This window comes from Paraburkholderia sp. BCC1876 (assembly GCF_902833695.1).
Lineage (GTDB): Bacteria > Pseudomonadota > Gammaproteobacteria > Burkholderiales > Burkholderiaceae > Paraburkholderia.
Window position 1 is genome coordinate 457,944 of record NZ_CADFGI010000006.1, and the last position, 20,406, is coordinate 478,349.

15 protein-coding genes are annotated in these 20,406 nt (G+C 62.0%); 10 read left to right on the forward strand and 5 right to left on the reverse strand.

The window, feature by feature from the left end; translation table 11 throughout:
• Nucleotides 1-220 precede the first annotated feature (220 nt).
• A complete protein-coding gene (locus HWY05_RS23765) occupies nucleotides 221-1,711 on the forward strand; it encodes a mannose-1-phosphate guanylyltransferase/mannose-6-phosphate isomerase (RefSeq protein WP_051980452.1) in 1,491 nt (496 codons plus the stop codon).
• A 136-nt stretch (nucleotides 1,712-1,847) separates the two neighbouring features.
• Here the strand turns inward: HWY05_RS23765 and HWY05_RS23770 are convergent, their stop codons facing one another.
• Nucleotides 1,848-2,615: a class I SAM-dependent methyltransferase gene (locus HWY05_RS23770; protein ID WP_035546275.1), complete on the reverse strand. Its 768-nt coding sequence runs from the start codon at nucleotides 2,613-2,615 to the stop codon at nucleotides 1,848-1,850.
• A gap of 542 nt (nucleotides 2,616-3,157) precedes the next feature.
• Here HWY05_RS23770 and HWY05_RS23775 point away from each other — a divergent pair.
• The 3 genes from HWY05_RS23775 (at nucleotide 3,158) to HWY05_RS23785 (ending at nucleotide 6,730) form a co-directional block, all read left to right on the forward strand.
• Nucleotides 3,158-4,135, forward strand: a complete 978-nt coding sequence (locus HWY05_RS23775; RefSeq protein WP_231584831.1) for a helix-turn-helix domain-containing protein — start codon at nucleotides 3,158-3,160, stop codon at nucleotides 4,133-4,135.
• A gap of 34 nt (nucleotides 4,136-4,169) precedes the next feature.
• Complete coding sequence (locus tag HWY05_RS23780; protein ID WP_231584830.1) at nucleotides 4,170-5,438, forward strand: glycosyltransferase family 1 protein; 1,269 nt, start codon at nucleotides 4,170-4,172, stop codon at nucleotides 5,436-5,438.
• Between the two features lie 161 nt (nucleotides 5,439-5,599).
• Nucleotides 5,600-6,730: a GNAT family N-acetyltransferase gene (locus tag HWY05_RS23785; protein ID WP_035549079.1), complete on the forward strand. Its 1,131-nt coding sequence runs from the start codon at nucleotides 5,600-5,602 to the stop codon at nucleotides 6,728-6,730.
• Nucleotides 6,731-6,743: 13 nt separating this feature from the next.
• Here HWY05_RS23785 and HWY05_RS23790 read toward each other — a convergent pair whose 3' ends face one another.
• Nucleotides 6,744-7,757 carry a helix-turn-helix domain-containing protein gene (locus HWY05_RS23790; RefSeq protein ID WP_176059832.1) on the reverse strand — a complete coding sequence of 338 codons (1,014 nt, stop codon included), beginning with the start codon at nucleotides 7,755-7,757 and terminating at the stop codon, nucleotides 6,744-6,746.
• A gap of 490 nt (nucleotides 7,758-8,247) precedes the next feature.
• On the opposite strand from HWY05_RS23790, the gene HWY05_RS23795 reads away from it, so the two are divergent.
• From HWY05_RS23795 to HWY05_RS23810, 4 genes are all read left to right on the forward strand, one after another.
• Nucleotides 8,248-9,747: a hypothetical protein gene (locus tag HWY05_RS23795; protein WP_176059833.1), complete on the forward strand. Its 1,500-nt coding sequence runs from the start codon at nucleotides 8,248-8,250 to the stop codon at nucleotides 9,745-9,747.
• A 67-nt stretch (nucleotides 9,748-9,814) separates the two neighbouring features.
• Nucleotides 9,815-10,132 (forward strand): hypothetical protein, encoded by a 318-nt coding sequence (locus HWY05_RS23800; RefSeq protein ID WP_176059834.1) that lies wholly within the window; start codon nucleotides 9,815-9,817, stop codon nucleotides 10,130-10,132.
• 79 nt (nucleotides 10,133-10,211) lie between these two features.
• Complete coding sequence (locus HWY05_RS23805) at nucleotides 10,212-10,697, forward strand: hypothetical protein (RefSeq protein WP_176059835.1); 486 nt, start codon at nucleotides 10,212-10,214, stop codon at nucleotides 10,695-10,697.
• Between the two features lie 102 nt (nucleotides 10,698-10,799).
• Nucleotides 10,800-12,005: a PDZ domain-containing protein gene (locus tag HWY05_RS23810; RefSeq protein WP_176059836.1), complete on the forward strand. Its 1,206-nt coding sequence runs from the start codon at nucleotides 10,800-10,802 to the stop codon at nucleotides 12,003-12,005.
• A 99-nt stretch (nucleotides 12,006-12,104) separates the two neighbouring features.
• Here HWY05_RS23810 and HWY05_RS23815 read toward each other — a convergent pair whose 3' ends face one another.
• The 3 genes from HWY05_RS23815 to HWY05_RS23825 all read right to left on the reverse strand — a co-directional run bounded on the left by HWY05_RS23815 (nucleotide 12,105) and on the right by HWY05_RS23825 (nucleotide 17,125).
• On the reverse strand, nucleotides 12,105-13,292 hold the full coding sequence (locus tag HWY05_RS23815; RefSeq protein WP_176059837.1) for a porin: 1,188 nt from the start codon (nucleotides 13,290-13,292) through the stop codon (nucleotides 12,105-12,107).
• Between the two features lie 94 nt (nucleotides 13,293-13,386).
• Nucleotides 13,387-15,819: a glycoside hydrolase family 31 protein gene (locus HWY05_RS23820; RefSeq protein WP_176059838.1), complete on the reverse strand. Its 2,433-nt coding sequence runs from the start codon at nucleotides 15,817-15,819 to the stop codon at nucleotides 13,387-13,389.
• A gap of 19 nt (nucleotides 15,820-15,838) precedes the next feature.
• Nucleotides 15,839-17,125, reverse strand: a complete 1,287-nt coding sequence (locus tag HWY05_RS23825; protein WP_176059839.1) for an MFS transporter — start codon at nucleotides 17,123-17,125, stop codon at nucleotides 15,839-15,841.
• Nucleotides 17,126-17,810: 685 nt separating this feature from the next.
• Here HWY05_RS23825 and HWY05_RS23830 point away from each other — a divergent pair.
• Together HWY05_RS23830 and HWY05_RS23835 are read left to right on the forward strand one after the other, a co-directional pair.
• The gene (locus HWY05_RS23830) at nucleotides 17,811-18,158 is read left to right on the forward strand and encodes a hypothetical protein (RefSeq protein ID WP_035546261.1); all 348 of its coding nucleotides are present in this window, start codon (nucleotides 17,811-17,813) and stop codon (nucleotides 18,156-18,158) included.
• Nucleotides 18,159-18,517: 359 nt separating this feature from the next.
• A complete protein-coding gene (locus HWY05_RS23835; RefSeq protein ID WP_176059840.1) occupies nucleotides 18,518-20,386 on the forward strand; it encodes an extracellular solute-binding protein in 1,869 nt (622 codons plus the stop codon).
• Nucleotides 20,387-20,406: the final 20 nt, after the last annotated feature.

Genomic DNA, 20,406 nt, shown 5'->3' on the forward strand with positions numbered 1-20,406 from the left:
CGTGGCGACTGTCCCGAAGACAGGTCGGCGATGGCGTTATTGAGCGCAACGATTTGCAAAACGTCGCGATGCCGTTCGCGCCAATGTCTTGCCACATTCGGTCAGGCAGGTCGTCCAACCTGAATGCCATCTACATTCAAGGCACGCGGCGATAACGATGAGATGCGACACGAGATCACGGAGTGCAGTCATGCAAAACGTAGTGAGTTATGAAGGCGCAATGGCCGTAGCGAGCGAGGAGGTCCCGGTTGCCTTGTCCTGCCGTCGGATTGTTCCGGTTATTCTCCCAGGCGGGTCAGGCACACTCCTTTGGCCGTTGTCGCGCGAGCAGTTTCCGCCGCAGTTGGTCGGTGTGCTGGAACATGACTCGCTGTTACAGGCGACTGTCGCGCGGATGGCGGGATTCGCAGGCGACTTCGACTTCGACGTCGAGGACCAGCCGACGATCGTGTGCGGCGAGGCACATCGTTTCACGACGGATGAGCAGGCGCGACTGTGCGGCGTCGCGGCGAAGATCATCGTCGAGCCTGCTCGCCGCGATACCGCGCCGGCACTCACGCTCGCCGCGCTTGCGGCCATCAGTGACGATGAAGATGCGATCCTGGTGGCGATGCCGGCGTGTCATTCCATCCCGGACCGTGGCGCGCTACATCGGGCCATAGCGGTTGCCGCGGAACACGCCGACAGCGGGATGATCGTGACACTCGGCGTTCCGCCCACGCGGCCCGATACCGGCATCGGTTATATCCGCATCGGCGAGGCGCTTGCGAATGGCGCTTATTCGATCGATCGGTTCGTTGAACATCCCACGGCGGAACTCGCCGCGCAATACGTCGAGTCGAACACCTACTGGTGGAACAGCGGCATCTTCATCGTGCGGGCGCGCGTGTGGCTTGATGCGCTCGAGCGTCTCGGCGGTGACATGCAGGCGAGGTGCGCCGCGGCGCTCAGGGAAGGAACGGCGGACGGCAACCTCATTCGTCCTTGCCCGATCCAGTTCGGCCGCGTGCCCTCCGATTCCATCGACGATGTGGTGATGGGGCACATCGGCAAAGCCGACTCGCCTTGCAAGGGTGTGGTCGTGCCGCTGGTGGCGGGGTGGTCGGATCTCGGCTCGTGGAACGCGGTGTGGGAGGCGAATGAGAAGGACGGACTCGGCAACGTCGCGAGCGGGCGCGTTGTTTTCGAAGGGGCGACGTCGAGCTATGCACGAGCGGAGGGCGGGCGACTGGTCGCCTGCGTCGGCACGTCCGACGTCGTTGTCGTCGACACCGACGATGCAGTGCTCGTCGTCGAGCGATCGCACGCACAGGACATTGGCCGACTGGTTGCGCGTATTCGCGAACAGCACGCGCCCGAAGCCGAGATGCATCGCAAGGTGCACCGTCCGTGGGGCTATTACGATTCGATTGAACACGGCGAGCGCTTCCAGGTGAAGCGGATCATGGTGGCGCCCGGCGCGCGCCTGTCGTTGCAAATGCATCATCATCGCGCGGAGCACTGGGTCGTCGTGCGCGGCACGGCACTCGTCACACGGGGTGAAGAGCAGTTTCTTCTATCAGAGAATGAGTCGACGTTCATTCCGGTTGGCGAGCGACATCGGCTGGAAAATCCGGGCAAGGTGGAACTCGAAATCATCGAGGTTCAGTCGGGCACTTATCTCGGCGAGGACGATATCGTGCGTCTCGACGACTGCTACGGCCGTATCTGACCATACCGTAACTGCAGGCTGTTAATGCGCAATGATCTGCGCATTCCTGCGTCGCATCAGCCGCGACAGGCGAATCATCATCGCCGCGGCTTTTCAAGGGGCGGCGGCTGCTCGCGCGGGCACGCGAGGCGAGGCATCACCGCTTTCTCGCGACGAACGTTGCCGACAGGTCGCCGGCACTCAACTCGCCGCCCATCCACTTCACGCTGTCCAGAACCTCGAACCCGCTGAGGTCCAGCATCAGTTCGACTTCGGGCCGGAACATATAGCGCATGACATGCGTCTCCAGAACGGTCTCGACGCATTGCGTTTTCCAGTCCGTCAGCAGGGTGGTGTAATTGACCGCGACAGTATTGTCGTGAGGACGCATCGAGGGCTCCGCGATTCGTATCAGATCGGCCTCTTCGTGGGAGGCGCGTTTAACGCGGATGTTGGGCGGATTCGCGAGGACTGCGGGGCCATACCAGCAATCAAACAGGAATAGTCCGGAACGTGGCAGGTGCGTCGCCGCGGTGTGACACATGGCCATGAAGTCGGCGTTGGTCGTTTGATAGCTGGCGGCATGCAACAGCGAGACCACCGCGTCGTAGAGCTCATCCGTACGGACTGTCCGCGCGTCGCCTTGCTGGAACCTCAGTCGCTTCGCCACGGCGCCGGACAGCGTGGTGCGCCTGGCGTCCGCTCGCGCAAGCAAATCGGCGCTCAGGTCAACGCCGGAAACACAGAACCCCGCGGCTGCGAATTCCTCGGCGTGGCGTCCCGCGCCGCAGCCGAGATCCATCAGGTGACCCCCGACTATTCCGTACCGGCCGAGCAACTCGGTGACAAACGCCACTTCAGCTTTGTAGTTCTTATCACGATAGAAAACGTCGTAATACCGCGAGTATTTCGTGCCGAAGCTCATAGAGCGACTCCATGTTTCGTCGTGTCGCGGTGCCGAAATCCGCGCGTGCCGCGAGCTAGCTGGTGTTTCTTCGAATGCAGCCATGCCAACGGTGCGCGTTCATGTCCGAGCGTAGCCGTCGAGCAGTTCAGGGCTACGCGCATGACTGATTTCGGCAAGGTGTTGGCGGGTCTGATGCTCTGTTGCGCGTGCAACTGTATGAGAAGGCCTTATTCATCTCGACCGGGTTGAAACGCCAGGTGCCAGGTGCGAACTGCGTGCCGCCGTGATTCTTCTTCCCGCCGGCGAGTTCAGAAGATCTTCCGGGCAGTTTTTCCTGGGATGGCGTTCTCGGCCAAAAGCATGGTGTTGCCCGCCACTGCCATAAGGATGGGTCGAAGCGGACGCTAAGCTCCCAAAGTCATGCGCTTTCAATAGTTTTCCAACGCTTGCCAGGGCAGGGCATCTGAAGCCGGAAAAAGGGAGGTGACAGCATGTCTTACGCGACGACCGTGGGCGATACAGCAATCAGCAGCCGCTATCGCCCACCTGGCGAACGCGCGGTGAAGCTGATCGGCATCCTGTTGTACGACGGTTTCTCTCTGCTTGGAGCGGGCACGCTTGCCGAGGCGCTGCATATTGCCAACGAACTTCAGTCTTCCAGTCTGAGAGGAAACGTGACGTATAGCGTCCGTCTCGTCTCAGCCTGCGGTGGCGTGATAGCCTGCTCGTCATCCGTTTGCGTGTGGACCGAACGGCTGGGCGGTCAGCGGTTTCAAAGCTTCGACGTGCTGTATATCGCGGGCGGAACCGGCGCCATGCGCGCGGCCGCGGACGAGGGGCTCATCGAGTTATTGACCATCGCATGTTCGCAAAGCAGCGTAGTCAACCCGCTCGGCAATGGCGACGTGCTTCTCGCGGCGGCGGGTATTTCGCGGCGTGACTGGGCTTCAGTGGATCGCGTTATCTGGAGTCCGGAAACGCCTAACGTCGCGCCGTCGACGGAACGCGGCGATGCGCTCATCAACTCGCTCGCGCTCGTGAAGCGCGATCTCGGACACGACATCGCGACCGCGGTGGCCGATCGCTTCGCCTCTTCCAATGATCAGCATCTGACGACCATGCTCAGCACGGTCGGCGCGACCACGCTGGCGGAAAAGGCACAGGAGTCCGCGCGCTGGATCGAGCGAAATTGCGGACGCCCCATTTCAATAGGCGACGCGGCGCAGGCGGTGGCGATGAGCGAGCGCAACTTTCTGCGGCTCTTCAAACGTGAGATGGGACTGACGCCATCGCAACATCTTCTGCGAGCGCGCCTCAATCTCAGTTGCGAACTATTGGCCAAAAGCGACCTGCCCATAGACAAGATCGCTCGCCGGGTCGGACTGACCAATGGCGAGCGTCTTTCGAAAGTGTTCAGGAGGCAATTTTCGATGTCGGCGACGGAATTCCGCCATAGAAAGAAAGGCGGCGATCTGGCTGATCCCGCGATGGAGACGGAGGCAAGGGCCTGGGACGAGCAATCACGGTTTGCGCGGTAAGGGTTGTGCCGAGATTAAGAATGAGGAGCCCGGAGTGAAGAATTTGAACGGTTTCTTGGAAAGATCGATTCGTATAGTCGCGTTCATCGACTACGACCAGGGCTTTGGCGGGGGGTATCAGCAGGCCAAGAACGCTGCGTTGCTGCTCAAGAAACTTCCTTCGGAACTTTGCGCCGTTGAATTCGTGGCGACGCGGCGATCCAATATCGACGACTTGCGACGCAGCGGCATCGAAGCCGTCTTCTTTCCAGTGCATCGCCTGCGCGGGCTGGCGGCGAGACTCGGTTCGATCTATAACCTGGGAGGCCCGCGCGCGTTGCTGCGGCAACCGGGCAGGATTACTTCGGTAGACCGCCTGCTTTCGCTGATGCGCGCGGATATCGTGTACTTTACAACGCCATCCTACCTTGCACTGCAGATCGACCGATTCAACTACCTGTTCACTGTTTGGGATCTGTCGCATCGTGACGAAGTCGAATTTCCCGAAGTCCGGATCAGGCACGAATTCGAACGCCGCGAATTGCTTTACGAATCCGCCTTGAAGAAGGCGAGCGGCATCTTTGTCGATTCCCGGGCAGGCCGCGAGAATGTGGTCAGGCGATATTGCGTCGACAGCGAGCGCGTGCATTTGATGCCATTCTCGCCTGCGCGCGCCACCGTACTTTCCGACGAGGCGTACGCGGAGAACTTCATCGATGTTCGGACGAAGTACGACATGCCGCGCGATTTTCAATACGTTTACTATCCGGCGCAGTTCTGGTCGCACAAGAACCACGTGTTTCTGTTGAAGGGGCTGCACATGCTGGAATCTCGCTACGGCATCCGTGTAGGCGCTGTCTTCACCGGAAGAGATTTCGGCAATATGCGATATGTGCGTTCGGTCGCCGCCGATCTCGGTCTGAGCGACCGCGTGTTCTTCCTCGGGTTCGTTCCGGATGAAGACGTGCCCTACCTGTATCGCCAGTCGATCGCGTTGGTGATGCCCACCTATTTCGGCCCAACCAATCTGCCGCCGCTCGAGGCGTTCAGCCTGGGCGTACCGGTGCTTTACCCGGACCTCGAGACGCTGCGCGAGCAGGTCGGCGACGCGGGACTCCTGATCGATCTGGCTCGACCCGACAGCATGGCGGACGCGCTCTACAGGCTGATCGAGCAGCCCGCGTTACGCCAGGAGATGATCGCGCGTGGCAAGCGGCGTCTTGCGAGCCTCGATGACGAGGACCGCTTGTCGACGCTCGAACGCGTGCTCGAACGATATCGTGCGCGTGCGGCATGTTGGAGTGAGGAAGTCTGGATGAGTTAGAACACAGTGCGTCGATCCCAATCGACAACGTGTTCGTGACGCAAGGGAGTGCGGTCACCGAGGCAAGCACGAGGCAGGGGCTGGCGGGTGGCGAGGGGATCGGCGTGTCCGGCAGTCGCTGCTGAACGCCGATCGATCTGGATAACATTTCTCGAACCTTTATGAATGCCGCCACTCTGCAATTGAAGGTAATCACGAATCCCACGGAGTTCTACGCGTTGCGAGAGGAGTGGGACGCGCTCTGGTCGGGAGCAAACGGCCGCCATCATCAAGCCTTCACGGTTTGCTGGCTTTGCTGGCTACGCATCGCCAGGCCGCGCGCGAGAAAACTGCGCATTATCCTTTTGCGTGAGAACGGGCGGCTTGTCGCCGTATGGCCGCTTGTGAGCTACAGGAAATTTTTCTGGACCGTTCTTCGCCCGCTGAGTCCTGAAGCCACCGATCACACGAGCGTTCTTGTGGAGGATGGGCCTTCGACATTCGCTGTCGTCGAGCAGTTGTGGCGCGCAGCGCATCAACGTTGCGATTCCGACATCATTCTGTTGCCTTACCTCAGCGTAAATTCCGATCTGCACAGCCTTGCGTCGCATCACCGACGCGTCATGGTCGCGAGACAACATTTTTCCGCAGTCGCAAAGTTGCGCTCGGAAAACGACTGGGGTGCCTATTGCGCTTCGCTCGGCATGCTCTCGGGAAGAAAGCCCGGCGCACGCCAACGTCGTCTTGAGAAACAGGGCGAGGTGGAAATACGTGTGCTGGGTCCCGACGACGCAGCCGAGAACGAAAAGATGGTCGACTGGATGCTGGCGTGCAAGCGCGAGTGGGCGGATCGTGTCGGCAAGAAGGGAGAGTGGCTGTTCTCGAATGACTACCGCGATTTCCTCATCGACTTGTTGAACCAGCGACAGGATGACGTCCTCGCGCGCCTGCTGGTGGTGTCTCTCGATGGCGCAGCGGTCGCCGTCAACGTGCTCGGGCTAGGCAAGCGTTGCATCGACGGCGTCATTGGAAGCTTCGATCCGAAGCACGGCAAGTTCGCCCCGGGCACCATCGCCATGGAGGCGAGTGTCAAATGGGTGTTCGAGCAAGGATTCGATCTCGACATGGGTGTGGGGCCGGAGAACTTCAAGGGCTATTGGAGCCGCGATAACTTTACGGCGGTGTGGAGCATGCAGATCGCGAACACGCGTTGGGGCCTGCTCGCCTTCTCCGCGAGTACCCTTCGTCAGACGCTCTCTCAACGGGTCGCCGGGTTGCGCACGTCCTCCAGGCCATCTGACCTGACACCGTGATTCAGGGAGAGATTCAGTCCATGTGGGGCGACGGGGGCGCCCCACATGGCGTGGTCCGTGTCTCGCGCCGTTGCTGTTCGAGTGTCTCGCGCGGCGTATGGCCGAACTCTGCCCTGAAAATCCGGTAGAAGTATTTTTCGTCCGTGAAGCCATGACGCCATGCGATTTCCCGGATGCATTCCGTGGGGCAAGCAGGCGACGACAACACCTGATAGACCCGCTGCAGCCGTCTGTGGCGGATTTCGCGCATGACCCCGCCGGTGCTTTCGAAGAGTCGATAGAGCATGGCTCGCGACAGGCCCACGTCCCTGCAGATCTTTTCGGGCGTCAGATCGGGTTGGAGCAGGTGGTCATCGATATAGCGCTGGGCGCGATGAAGCAGCAGATCCCGAATCGGTGTCTGCGCGGCGACCAGCGTGTCCAGTTCCGGCTGAAGGCTCGCCTTCAGCAGCGCTGTGGTCGCCTGAACAATGTGCGGTACATCGCGGCGAGTGAGTTGGGGAAGGGTGTTGTACAGCGACGTGAGGTAGTCGCTGAACAATGATCCGACGCCCCGCGTCAATGAACAGCCGTGCAACCTCCCGGTGTCGGCCGGAAGCCATTCCCTGGGCACGGACAGGGAAATCTCGCTCCCTGGCGTAATGATGCGCTCGAACGGGCTCGCGAAATCCAGCAGATACAGATCCCCGGGCCGCTTGAGCGTTGTCGACGCGGCGGATCGCAGCACGGCCGTGCCGCTCATCTGCAGACTGAAACTATGGAAGTCACGTTGATCGGCACGGATGCGCGCCGGCGTACGTTTTGAATCGTACGCGACGGACGGATCGGGGTGCCGCCAGGTCCTTCCGGCCAGAATCAGCGGGCCGATCGAGACGCGTTCGCGGCGGGCGTCGAACGGCAGAGCCGATTGATAGGTCGTCGCCATATCGCAATAGGTACTGTGTGCGGCCCAGGCGTCGAAACGTTCGTCGGCGGGCGCGGAGTCCGTCGAAAAGCGACGGATGCTCAAACGGGAAAGGTCGGACATGTTGCAGCTCCTGGCACGGCGTTCGTTAGTCGCGACTGGCGTCGAACGTTAAAAGAGAAATTGCCTGTATTGTCATTTAACGGTCTGAATCAATTAACCGGGGTTTATACGAGTGGCATAGACGATACTGTTCTCGCGCAACGCAAATCCACTCAAAATAGAGACGCCATGGCACCCCGTCCAATCGGCGGCCAACTTAAGATGTGGCCTGCATTAACTGATTATCCATCGTTGATTTAACAGTTATCTGGAATGCTCTTTTTGTGAAAGTGGGATTTAACAAAAAATAAAATCGGCAACAGTTACCCATCGCCGGATTGTTATAACCGGTGGGCTTGTTTAAATGGGGGCCGCCGATTGCTTATTGTTTTATCACCTGCACAACCTACCCGTCGTCGAATGTTGCCGCAGCAGAGGCGCGGCAGGCGTGCGTGCGCTGCTGTGTCGATTCGACAGCACGATGTATGACCTTTTTAATCTGGGGATAGCCATGAAATCCATCGCAGCGGTTGCGGTTGCGACCTGTCTCGTGTTGTCCGCCTGTGGCGGCGACGATGTGTCCAACCCGACGGGCAGTCCCGCATCGGGGTCGACCGGCACGACCTCGACGCCGGGTACTCCGTCCAACCCGAGTGGTGGCAGCACCGTCAAGGCGGGTTGGTCCGCTGCGGCCGCTGTGGACGGCAAGGGTCCTGAATTTTTGCCCTCCGTGACCGTCGATGCGCAGGGCAACGCGCTCGCCCTATGGATGACGAACGGCCCGAATGGCTCCCTCGGCAACGAGATGTGGTCGAGCCGCTATGTCCCCGGCACCGGCTGGGCGACACCGACACGCGTCGACACGTCCGACGGCACGTACGCCATGAACGCTCCCGGGACCAGTGCGCCGCTGCTGGTCGGCAGCGCCGATGGTCATGCGGTGGCGCTGTGGCAACAGTTCCTTGCGGGCACTGGGTACGGGCTGTGGGCGCGGCCCTACGATCCGGCGACTGGCTGGGGCACGGCGGTGGAGCTCTCGCCCGACGAGACCAGCTACGCCTGGTCAGCGGGGATCGACGGCAAGGGCAACGCGATCGTCGCCTGGCAGCAGAAGGCCGGTGTCGCCGATACGGCCGTCTTCACGAGCCGCTATACCGTCGGCGGTATGTGGTCGTCTCCCGAGCAGATCGTGCAGCCTGTGCAGACGGGCCCCGGGGCGGTTATCGGCGTCAGCGGAGAGGGCATCGACAATGTCGAGTTGAATCTCTCGGTGACTTCGTCGGGGAATGCGGTGCTCGCATGGCGGCAGACGGACAAAACGCATTCGGCGTTGTGGGCGACAACCTACGACCCGTCCAACGGCTGGGCCAATGCGAATCCGGTGGTACTCGAACCGGGCAGTCCATCAGGCAAGTCGGTCTTCGCGCCGGCCGCCGGCATGGATGCGAAAGGCAACATCACGCTGGTCTGGGGTGAGGTCGATATCGACAGCAAGGCGCACACCACGACGATGTCCGAGCGCTATGTCGCGGGCACCGGCTGGCAGGCCGCGCAGCCGGTGGCGCCCTTCGTCGATACGACAGATGCCGGTTATTCCCCGCAGCTGGCCATCAACGACCAAGGCATTGCGGCCGTGACGTGGATCCGGCCGGACGGCACGTTGCAGGCCAGCGTGGCTGATGCGAACGGTGCCTGGGGGCTGACACAACAACTGACCGCACACGTATACCAGTTGAACGCGCGGCAGCCGGAGATCGCCGTCGATACAGCGGGCAATGCGACGGTGGCCTGGCAGGATTCGAGCACCGCGACTTCCACTGACATCGTCGCTAACCGCTACGCGAACGGTGCGTGGGGCACGCCTGTGCTGTTCGGTCAACAGCCGCAGGATGCGACCTGGCCCGCGCTGGCGGTCAACGCATCGGGCCTGACGGCGCTCGTCTGGGCGCTTTACAAGGACGACACCGTGGGCGACCTGCTGCAGTCGAGCTTCTATACGCCGGGTTCGTAAGCCGCTTTATCGCGACGCGGCGTGAGGTCGATCGCCGACCCAATCAATAAGAAACGGGAACAAATAAATGGATATTCACAAAGCAGTCAGAACCGCCGTGGGGATCGTCGCCAGCGGTCTGATCCTGTCGGCCTGCGGGACCACGCAGATGAACATGATCCATGTCCAGAACTCGACCGCGAAGACGCTGGGGCTGGGTTCGTCGGACGAGATCACGATCGACAATATCCAGTACGGACAAAAGAACGCGCTCGGTGGGCAGGAGGTGAAGTACGACGCGACGACCGGCAAAGGACGGCACTTCAGGTGCACGGTTTTCATGATTCCGGGACTCACGCCGATCAATCCGGCCACCTACAACGACTGGGAATGTCATCCACGGTGATGACGGGGAGGGCACTATGACAGCGACAGTATGCCGATGTCTCGCAGCCTGGTTCATCGCGACCGCATTGGCGGGGTGCATGGTGCCGCCGCAAAACCGGGCCACGGTCGGCGCGCGATCCGATGCGCCGCTGACCACGGCGGACTGGGCCAAGGTCATCGACAATGATCGCGCCTCGGTGCGCGCGGGCCAGTTGCCGAAAGAGGTGATCCAGTACGACCTTCAGATAGAAAAGATGATTCCGGAGAGCCAGGAAATCCTGGCCTCTCACGATCAGGCCAAGGCGCACGCCTGGGCGAAAAAAATGAATGCTATCGTCGAAGCGCGAAACAAGGCCACGGAACAGTTCGCGGCCAAAGCAATCGCCAGGAACAATGCCATCGCCAACTCATTCGGTAATGGAAAGCCTGATCCTTGCCTGTCGCCCATGGGCAAGAACACGTGTGCGGCGTCGCCGGCACGACAAGGGGACAGCGTCAATTACTCGGTCGGTCCCGGTGGCTTAGGCGCAACTATCGGTCATTACACCGTCGGGCCTGGCGGCATCGGGGCTGGCGGCTTCTGATCCGGGTCGGGCGCCGCAGCCGGTTGAAACTGACGTATGGGTGCGTTGCAGTTACGATGCCAATCCGCAGTCAGCTTTCGTGACGATCAGGGGAGAGCAAACATGCGTCTCGTACGTTTGGCGCTGCTTGGGTTAGGTGGCGCTGTCGCCGGTTCTGCATTCGCCTACCAGGCTCCTCGAACCCAGGTGTTTCCGCTTTCGATCGTCGATAACCGCCCCTTCATCGCGGCGACGGTCGATGAAAAAGGCCCGTTCTCTTTCATCCTGGATACGGGATCGTCCAGTTCGACCGTCAGTACCGCGCTGGCGGCACAACTGAAGCTTGTCCCCACGGGTGCCGGGACAGGAACGGGTGCCGGCGAGCAACAACTCTCGTTCAGGATCGTTCACCTGAACGATCTGAGCGTGGGTTCGTTCTCAGTCGGCGCGTTGGACATCCCGACGATGGACACGTCCCCACTTAACCGCGTCATTGGATTTCAGCATGTCGACGGTGTGCTCGGGGCGGAAATATTCCACAAAGGCGTCCTGACGCTGGATGCCGCGCAAGGCCAGTTGACCATTCAGGACGAGGATCAATTCAGGCCGGCAGCGGATGCGATCCCGATTCCGTTTTCTCTGGACGAGAACGATATGCCTGTCGTCAAAGCCTCGGTCGCGGGTATAGCCGCCAAGTTTCAGATCGATACCGGTGACCGGTTCAGTCTGACGCTGTTCGGTGACTTCTGGCGGGCGCATCGCCTGGACCAGCAAATGGGGGCGACCGTCGAAGCCATGACCGGCTACGGCGGTGGCGGGCCGATCCGCGGGAGGGTTGGGCGGTCAACGAGCTTTGCGATCGGCGATCTTGCCGTGCCGGCACCTGTCACGCGCCTCTCGCTTCAGAAGGCCGGTGCTTTTACCCGGGCCGATCGTGCAGGGAGCATCGGCATGGGAATCCTGAAGCGATTTAAGGTCTCTTTCGATTATGGTCGTCGCGTGATGTGGCTGTCGAAGAGTGCCGTATTCGATGCGCCCGATCTTTATGATCGAAGCGGCATGTGGTTAGGTCTCGCTCAACCACGAGGGCTTCGGGTCATGGATGTGACGGAGAATGGACCCGCGGCAAAAGCAGGGATCCGGGTCGGTGACGTCATTGTCAAAGTGGGCGGTCTTCCCGCCGGGGCCGCGACCTTATTCACGATACGAGCCATGCTTCAACAGCCGCGCAGGTTGACGGTTCCGATCTTAGTGAGCAGAACGGGCGGCGATCAGCCAATCAGTCTCGTCCTTCAGGATCTGATACCGCCCTGGCAGCGTAACCCGTAGAACGGACACCGGATCAGCAAGACGCGGACAACCTGCCGCCGGGCTACAGGCGCTATCGCACACAGCCCGGCAGCCCACAGGCCGCCAGTTTTGCACGACTCAGAACGCGTGCCGCAAGCCCACCATCCCGACAAACTGCGAAGGCCCGGACGACGGCGTCGTATTCTGCGAATCGCCCACCACCGCCACCGCATTGGTGATCGTCGTGCCCGTGGTGCCGGCCGCGATCAGCGTCTTGCCCTGCGCGTGCTGATACGCCTCCAGCGCGTAGATCGTGGTGCGCGTCGACAGGTTATACGTCTGCTCCAGCGAAATCTGGTGATAGCGCGCCGGGTCGCTCATGCCGTTCGACTTGCTGGCGCTCGTGTAGCTATACCCCGCGCCGATCGTCACCGCCGGCGCGATCCGGTAAGTCGAAATCACGCCATACGTGTTGAACACGGCCTCGCCGGTGAACAGTGAACCCGAGCCCGGCGCGTATTGCACGTTCGAGTAGTTGATCCCGATCATCAGGTCTTTGAGCGTATAGCGTGCCGCTGCGGCGAACAGTTGCGAACTGCGCGCCGTCGCGTAGCCGCTATTCACGGGCGAGTTATCGGCGAAGGTGCCGAGCGCGCCGCTCGTCGCAATGTCCTTCAGCTTCACGTAGCCCGCTGCCACCGCGAAGGGCTGGTAGTCGTAGCGAATCGCCGCGCTGAATTGACTGCCGTTGGCGACGCTGCCCGGCACGCCACCCAGTCCGTATTGCGCGCTGAACTGCAGGCCCGCGAGTGTCGGCGACAGATAGGTGACCGAGTTGTTCAGGCGCAGTGTGGTGTCGAGCGCGTCGAGGTCGCCGGGGTGTGCGCCGGTCGCGCCGGTCAGCACGCCGGTCGGTCCGAGTGCGCCGACCATCTGGAAGTAGGGCGTGTACTGGCGGCCGAGCGTTACCGTCCCGTAGTGGTCGTTGCTGAGACCGACGTACGCTTGCCGGTTGAACATATAGCCCGCGCTGCTCTGCGCGCCCGTCAGTGAATTGAAGCCGCTTTCCAGCCGGAAAATCGCCTTGGTGCCGGCGCCGAGATCTTCCGAACCGAGCAGGCCGAACTTGCTCGCCTGCAGATTGCCCTGGCTCATATAGAAGTTCGAGTGGCCGCGCTGGTTGCTCGAATAGGCGAACGCATTATCGACGACACCGTACAGCGTCACGCTGCTTTGCGCCGACGCGCCGGCCGACAGCAGGGCGCCGGCTATCGGCAGGCACGAGAGGGCGAGGGCGCGGGTGCGCGGGTGCTTGAGTGACTTCATGGCTTGCAGGTCTCCTGATGGGTCTGTGTTCGTTGCTCTGCGGGCTGGGTTTTGTGTGTTGTCGGTGCGGACTCGATGCGTGCTCAGTGCGAACTCAGTGCGGGATCGAAATCGTCACGCAGCGCCAACCGTCCGCCGTGTGATCGGCCACGAGCGTCGCGTGGGTCGACGCGGCGCAGACGATCGCGCGCGCTTCGCTCATCGGCACAAACAGGCGGACTTGCGACTGCGCTTGCGGCATCCACCCCTCGCGTTCGATCGCCATGTGCAGCGTGTTCGCGTCACCGGTTAGCGTGACATGCCAGCGGCCTTGCGCGCCGTCGCGCCATGCTTCGCTTTCGCCGTCGTCCTCGATGCAGCCGCCGCGCGCGATGCCGGCGCCGACGGGCGGCACGGCGATAAACGCGCGCTCGTCGGCAGCGTGGCCGAAGTGCTGTTCCGCGACGTTCAGCGGAATCACACAGCCTTCGCGCAGCAGCACCACCGGTTGCTCGAACGGCGCGGGCAGCGTGACCGTCTGGCCGCCGTCGAAGCGTTCGCCGCTCCAGTACGACACCCAGCGCGCGCCGTCGGGGAGATACACGTCGCGCGTGGTCTGGCCGGCTTCGACCACCGGCGCGACCAGCATCTGCGAGCCGAGCATCATGTCGTCGCCGTCCACCAGACAGCGCGGATCGTGCGGAAACTCGGCGAACAACGGTCGCAGCACCGGTTCGTACGCGCTATGCGATTGCCACAACAACTCGTACAGATACGGAATCAGGCGATAGCGCAGTTTGATCAGCGCGGCGACCTGCTGCGTGACTTCGGGATGCATCCACGGTTCGTTGACGGTGCCGTCGTCGTTCCACGAATGAATGCTGAAGCGCGGCAGGAAAATGCCGAACGCGACCCAACGCGCGAACAGCTCCGGACCCGGCGCGGGGCCCGAGAAGCCGCCGATATCGTGGCCGCTGTTCGATACGCCGGACATCGCGAGGCCGAGGCCCATCTTCAGATTGAAGCGCAGCGTTTCCCACGACGTGTAGTTGTCGCCCGACCACGTCTGCACATAACGATGCATGCCGACGCCGCCCGCGCGCGACACGAGAAACGGCCGCCGCTCGGGCGCGTGTTCGCGCTGCGCGTCGTGCGACGCGCGCATCATCAGTTGCGTTTGCAGCACCTTCGCCTGATGCGCCGGATACGCGTGGCCGAAGCCGTGCGCGATTGCGTCAGGCGACCAGATTTCGAATTCGTTGTTGTCGTTCCACGTCGCCGCGATGCCGTGTTTCAGCAGGCTGTCTTTCACGCGCGACTTCCACCAGTCGATCGTGTCCGGATTCGTGAAATCCAGGTAGGCGCCGACCTCGTCCCAGAACTGCACCCACGCCGGATCGCCGTCGCGCGATTCGATCAGCAGACCGTCGCGCGCGGCTGCCTCGAATGCCGGATGGTCCTGCAGCAGACACGGTTTGATGTTCGCGCACAGCCGCACGCCATGGTCGAGATAGCTCTGCACGAAACCGTCGATGTCGGGAAACTTCTCGTGATTCCAGTTAAACACGTAGCGCTTCGCGCCGATCGACGTATAGCCCGACGACAGATGAAACGAATCGCACAGCACGTCGTGCTCGCGGCATTGCGCAATGAATTCGCCCATGCGTTGCTGCGCGTCGGGCGCGTCGGTGTAGCTCATCGTCGAGCCCGAATAGCCGAGGCCCCATTTAGGCATCCACGCGGGCCGGCCGGTCATCCACGTGAAGCGGCGCACGGCGTGCAAAGGCGTGCCGGGCGACGCGATGAAGTAGTAGTCGAGATCGCCGTGCTCGGCGACGAAGTGCCGGTAGTGGCCGTGATAATTGTCGAGCTCGCGGCCCATGTCGAAACGGCAGTCGGCGAGCGTGTCGTAGAACAACCCGAATCCCGTCGACGTCTCCGGCTGCCACGTCACGTAAAACGGAATGTGCTTGTAGAGCGGATCAGTGCTGCGCGCGCTGTAGCCCATCGCGTCGATATTGCGCATCTCGTAGCTCTGGTTCGCGCGGTCGAGCGAGCCGGCCCGCTCGCCGAGGCCCACGTAAATCTCGTCCTTGCGCCGCTCGACGTAGTGATAAACGCGCTGGTCCCACCAGCCGAAGTTGTAGGCCTGGGTTTTGCGGTCGCTCATCACGCGCTGCCACACGCCCTCGTGCAGGATGTCCCACGCGCAGAAGCCGCCGTCGAGCGTGACGGTCAGGCGAATGCGCGCGGTTTCCACCACGAGCTGCGCGGCGTCGTCCGACACCGCGAACGGCGGCGGCGTGAAGCCGCTCATGTCGCGGCGCTCGCGGCCTTCGAGCGCGACGTCGTCCATGCCGGGGGCGATGGCCCAACTGCGCGGTCCGTTTATCTCGCCGTCCGGCAGCACGAGCACGCGGATGATGTCTTCCGCGAGCACGAACAGCTCGATCCGGCATGGCGCCTGCGCCGTCAGAACAAGATGATTGTCGACATGAGACGACAGCGAAAAACGCGGCGGATGTTTCAGATTTGTCAATGAACGCATGATGGGTCGTCGGGTGAGGTCAGGCGGGGGTGCCGGCGCCGGTGTCGGCATGCCGCGGACGCGCGTCGCTGGATACGCCGCGCATCAGAATGATCAGCAACGTTGCGCCGATCAGGTCGAAAGCGCCGAGGGCGCCGAATAGCGGGGTGTAGCCGATCTTGTCGGCCAGCGCGCCGACCAGCAGCGAGAAGCCGAGGCCGCCGATCCACGCGGACATGCCGGCGAAACCGGCGACGGTGCCGACTTCGCTGGGGTCGAAGACATCGGCGGCGAGCGTGTTGACGAGCGCCGAGATCATCTGGTGCGCGAAGCCGCCCACGCAGAACAGCGCGATCGCTTCATACGGCGACGCGACGAGGCCGATGCACGCCGGCCCGAGCATCATGAACGCGCCGAGCACGACGCCCGCGATTCGCGACCAGACCAGCGGCACGCGCAGATGCTTCATCAGGAACGGCGACAGATAACCGCCGAACAGACCGCCGAGGTCGGCGGCGAGAAAGGGCAGCCACGCGAACAGCGCGATCTGCTTCAGATCCATATGACGCTGGGTGGCGAGGTACAGCGGAATCCAGAAGCTGAACGTCTGCCAGGCCGGTTCGGCGAAGAAGCGTGCCTGCGCGATCGCCCAGAAGCGGCGCGTGCGCAGCACCTCGCGGATGCTACGGCGCTGGGTCGTGGCCGGCGTCTGGCCGCTGACGATCGTTTCACGCTCCGCCTGGCCGATGCGCGGATGATCGCTCGGCGAGCGGTACAGCAGATACCACGCGGCGGCCCACACAAAGCCGAGCGCGCCGGTCACCGCGAAGGCGCTCTGCCAGCCGTAGCGCAGCGACAGGAACACGACGAGCGGCGGCGCGAGCAGCGAGCCGAGCGAGGTGCCCGCGTTGAAATAACCGACCGCGACCGATTTCTCGCGATTGGGAAACCACTCGGCGACCACCTTCATGCCGGCGGGAATCGCCACCGCTTCACTCAGGCCCATCAAGCCGCGCAACGCCGCGAGCGACAGCCAGCTGCCGACGAAGCCGTGCAGCACGCCGGTGAGCGACCACAGGCAGGCGAACAGCGCGAAGCCGAGCCGCAAGCCGATCAGGTCGATGATCAGTCCGCAGATCGGCTGCATGATCGTGTAGCCGACCTGGAACGCGCCGACCACGTAGGAATATTGCTGCGTGCTCATGTGCAGCAGCTTCATCAACTCGGGCGCCATCACGCCGAGCGCGTTGCGCGACAGATAGTTGACGATCGTCCCCATACACACGAGGGCGATGATCCACCAGCGCAAACCTATGATTGTTTTCAAAATCTGTCTCCGTACCCAGGATGTACGCCGGCTTGGTCGTTGATCGGGCTGGCGTGCTCGAATTCGAACATTTTTCTTCGTTTCGTGTCAGTCATCGTATCACTTGATGGTGGTAGCGGCACTAGGGGAAACCATAGTTTTAACACTTGAATTGTGAGAAATAGTCGATAAAACAAGGGGTGCGGCGGTGCGCTGTTTTCTTAGACGTCTGATGACCGCTGACCTGTTTGAGGTTGGGGCGATGTTCTTTCGAACATGGAAATGTTCGTTTTTCGAATGAAGACGGTCGAGGGCGGCGTGCGCGGATGCGTCACGGATGATCTGATCTGGGCGGGCAGGCAGGCGACAGCGGTCGTCGTACCGGCATGCGCGCGGAAGCGGTAGAGGAAGGGGCGAGGGGGCGAGGGCGCGCATCCCCCAATATGCTTCGACATCCTACTGATTTGCCGGACATGGCGATGGAGTCACACCATTGCCATCTGTTCCGGCTCGTGGATGAAAACGCAGCGCGCGACTCGATTACAACGCCGCCGTTTTTCACCAAAACCTTGTCCAATGTAACGAGACGTAACCAGGTCGCGAGGCTTGCGATGTTATGCATCAGTTATTACAAAGTTGAAATACGCGGCGCGCAGCCTTGCGCTATATTTCGGCCAACAACACACATTCATCAAAAGGGTGATCCATGAAGTCCACTCGTCTTGTTCCACTTCTGATCGGGGTTCTCGCGTTGGGTGCATCAGGTGCTGCTATGGCCGGTGGCTTTAACGTCGGGGTCAATATCGGCATTCCCGCGCCGGTGTACGTCGCGCCGGCTCCGTACTATGCGCCGCCGCCACCTCCTCCGCCGCCGGTCGTGTATCAACCGGCTCCCGTGTACTACGGCGGTCCGGCAATCGTGATCGGCTGGCATGGCGACCGCTACTGGGACGGCCGTCGTTACTGGGGCCGCGATGACTGGTATCGCCGTCATCCCCCGGGCCGCTACGACTACGGTCGCGACCACTACGACAATCGTCGCGGCTGGCACTAAGGTTTCACGCCGGTTTCAAGCCGGGTTCGCGCCGCGCTTGAGCCAGGCGTAGAAAGAAAAACCGCCTTCGGGCGGTTTTTTCATTGGCTCGTGCGTTATCGGGATGTTGCGGTCGGCGCGCTTTTATTGGGTAGAATTCCCTCGCATTGCGATTGCCCTTCAATTGTTCCGTCACCGTCAAGGCCCCCATGACAACTGGCTCGCGCCGAGTTCCGACGCCTCATGCACTTCGGTGCAGCGTGATTCAAAAACTCTCGCGTGCTGGTTTGCCGCCGATGGCGCATCGATCGTCGCTCGCGTTGCCGGATCGAGGCGCGTCACGCCCGCTGCGCGTAGGGCGCACGGCATGCGTCGCGGCCATGAGCATCGTGCTCACTCTTTGCGGTTTGCTGATGTCGCCGGCGGCACACGCGGTCTACGCGATCGCGCAATACGGCGAGCCGAAATACCCGGCGGACTTCAAGCATTTCGACTACGTCAACCCCGACGCGCCGAAGGGCGGCACGCTGGTGCTGGCCAACCCGAGCCGCCTCACGAGCTTCGATAAATTCAATCCGTTCACGCTGCGTGGCAACCCGGCGCCGGGCGTGGATCTGATGTTCGAGAGCCTGACCATCGGCAGCAGCGACGAAGTCGCGTCCGCCTACGGACTGCTAGCCGACGACATCGCGATCGCCCCGGACGGCTTGTCGACCACCTTCCACATCAATCCGCGCGCGCGCTTTTCGAACGGCGATCCAGTCACCGCCGCCGACGTCAAGTTCTCGCTCGACACGCTGAAAAGTCCGCAGGCCGCGCCGCAGTTCGCATCGTATTTCGGCGAGATCACGCGCGCGGTGGTGGTCGATCCGCAGACCATCCGCTTCGAGTTCCGTCAGCGCAATCGCGAGTTGCCCTTACTCGCGGGCAGCATGCCGGTGTTCTCGCGCAAGTGGGGGATGAAGCCCGACGGCAGCCGGATTCCGTTCGACCAGATGGCGTTCGAAAAGCCGATTGCCAGCGGGCCGTATCTGATCGACCAGTACGACAACGGCCGCACCATAACCTACCGGCGCGACCCGAATTACTGGGGCGCGGCATTGCCGGTGCGGATCGGCATGAATAACTTCGACCGGATCGTCTACAAGCTCTATTCGGATAGCACCGCGCGGCTCGAAGCGTTCAAGGCGGGGGAGTACGACGCGCTGGTCGAATATGTCGCGCGCAATTGGGTGCGGCGCGATGTGGGCAAGAAGTTCGACAGCGGCGAGCTGATCAAGCGCGAGTTTCCGCAACATAACGGCACCGGCATGCAAGGCTTCATGCTGAACCTGCGCCGGCCGTTGTTCCAGGACGTGCGGGTGCGCAAGGCGCTCGATCTCGCGCTCGACTTTCAATGGCTGAACCGCCAGTTGTTCTTCAATCAGTACACGCGCATCGACAGCTACTTCGCTAATACGGATCTGCAGGCCAAGGGCTTGCCGTCGCCGGGCGAGCTGGCGCTGCTCGAACCGTGGCGCGCGAAGCTCGACCCCGCCGTGTTCGGGTTGCCGCCGAAGCAGCCGGACACCGATCCGCCGGGCTCGTTGCGCGCCAATCTGCTGCAGGCGCGCGCGCTGTTGCAGGAGGCGGGCTGGACCTACCGCGACAACGCGTTGCGCAACGCCAAGGGCGAGCCGTTCCAGTTCGAGATTCTCGACGACTCCGGTTCGTCCGCGCAGATGGAGCCGATCGTCGCGACCTTCATCCGCAATCTGCAGAAGCTGGGCATTACGGCGACGTTCCGCGTGTCGGATTTCGCCGTCTATCAGAAGCGGCTCGATGCATTCGATTTCGACACCACGACGATCCGCATGGGCGACGTCCAGGTGCCGGGTTCGGAGCAGATCGACCGCTTCGGCAGCAAGGCCGCCGACACGCAGGGTTCCGACAACGTGATCGGCCTGAAGTCGCCGGCCGTCGACGCGATTCTGCGCGCGCTCGTGCAGGCGCAGACGCGCGAGCAACTGCTCGACGCGACGCACGCGCTCGACCGTGTGCTGATTCATGGCTACTACGTGGTGCCGCATTGGTACAGCGCGACGCATCGGGTGGCGTTCAAGCGCGGCCTCGCGTGGCCGAAAACCTTGCCCCTGTACTATGGCGCGGAAGGCTGGATTACGTCGATGTGGTGGTATCAGCCCGCACAAACGGCCGCACAAACGGCCGCACAAAAACCAGCGCAAACCGCGCCGTCAACGCAGCCCTAGCCGATCACGTCGCCATGCCG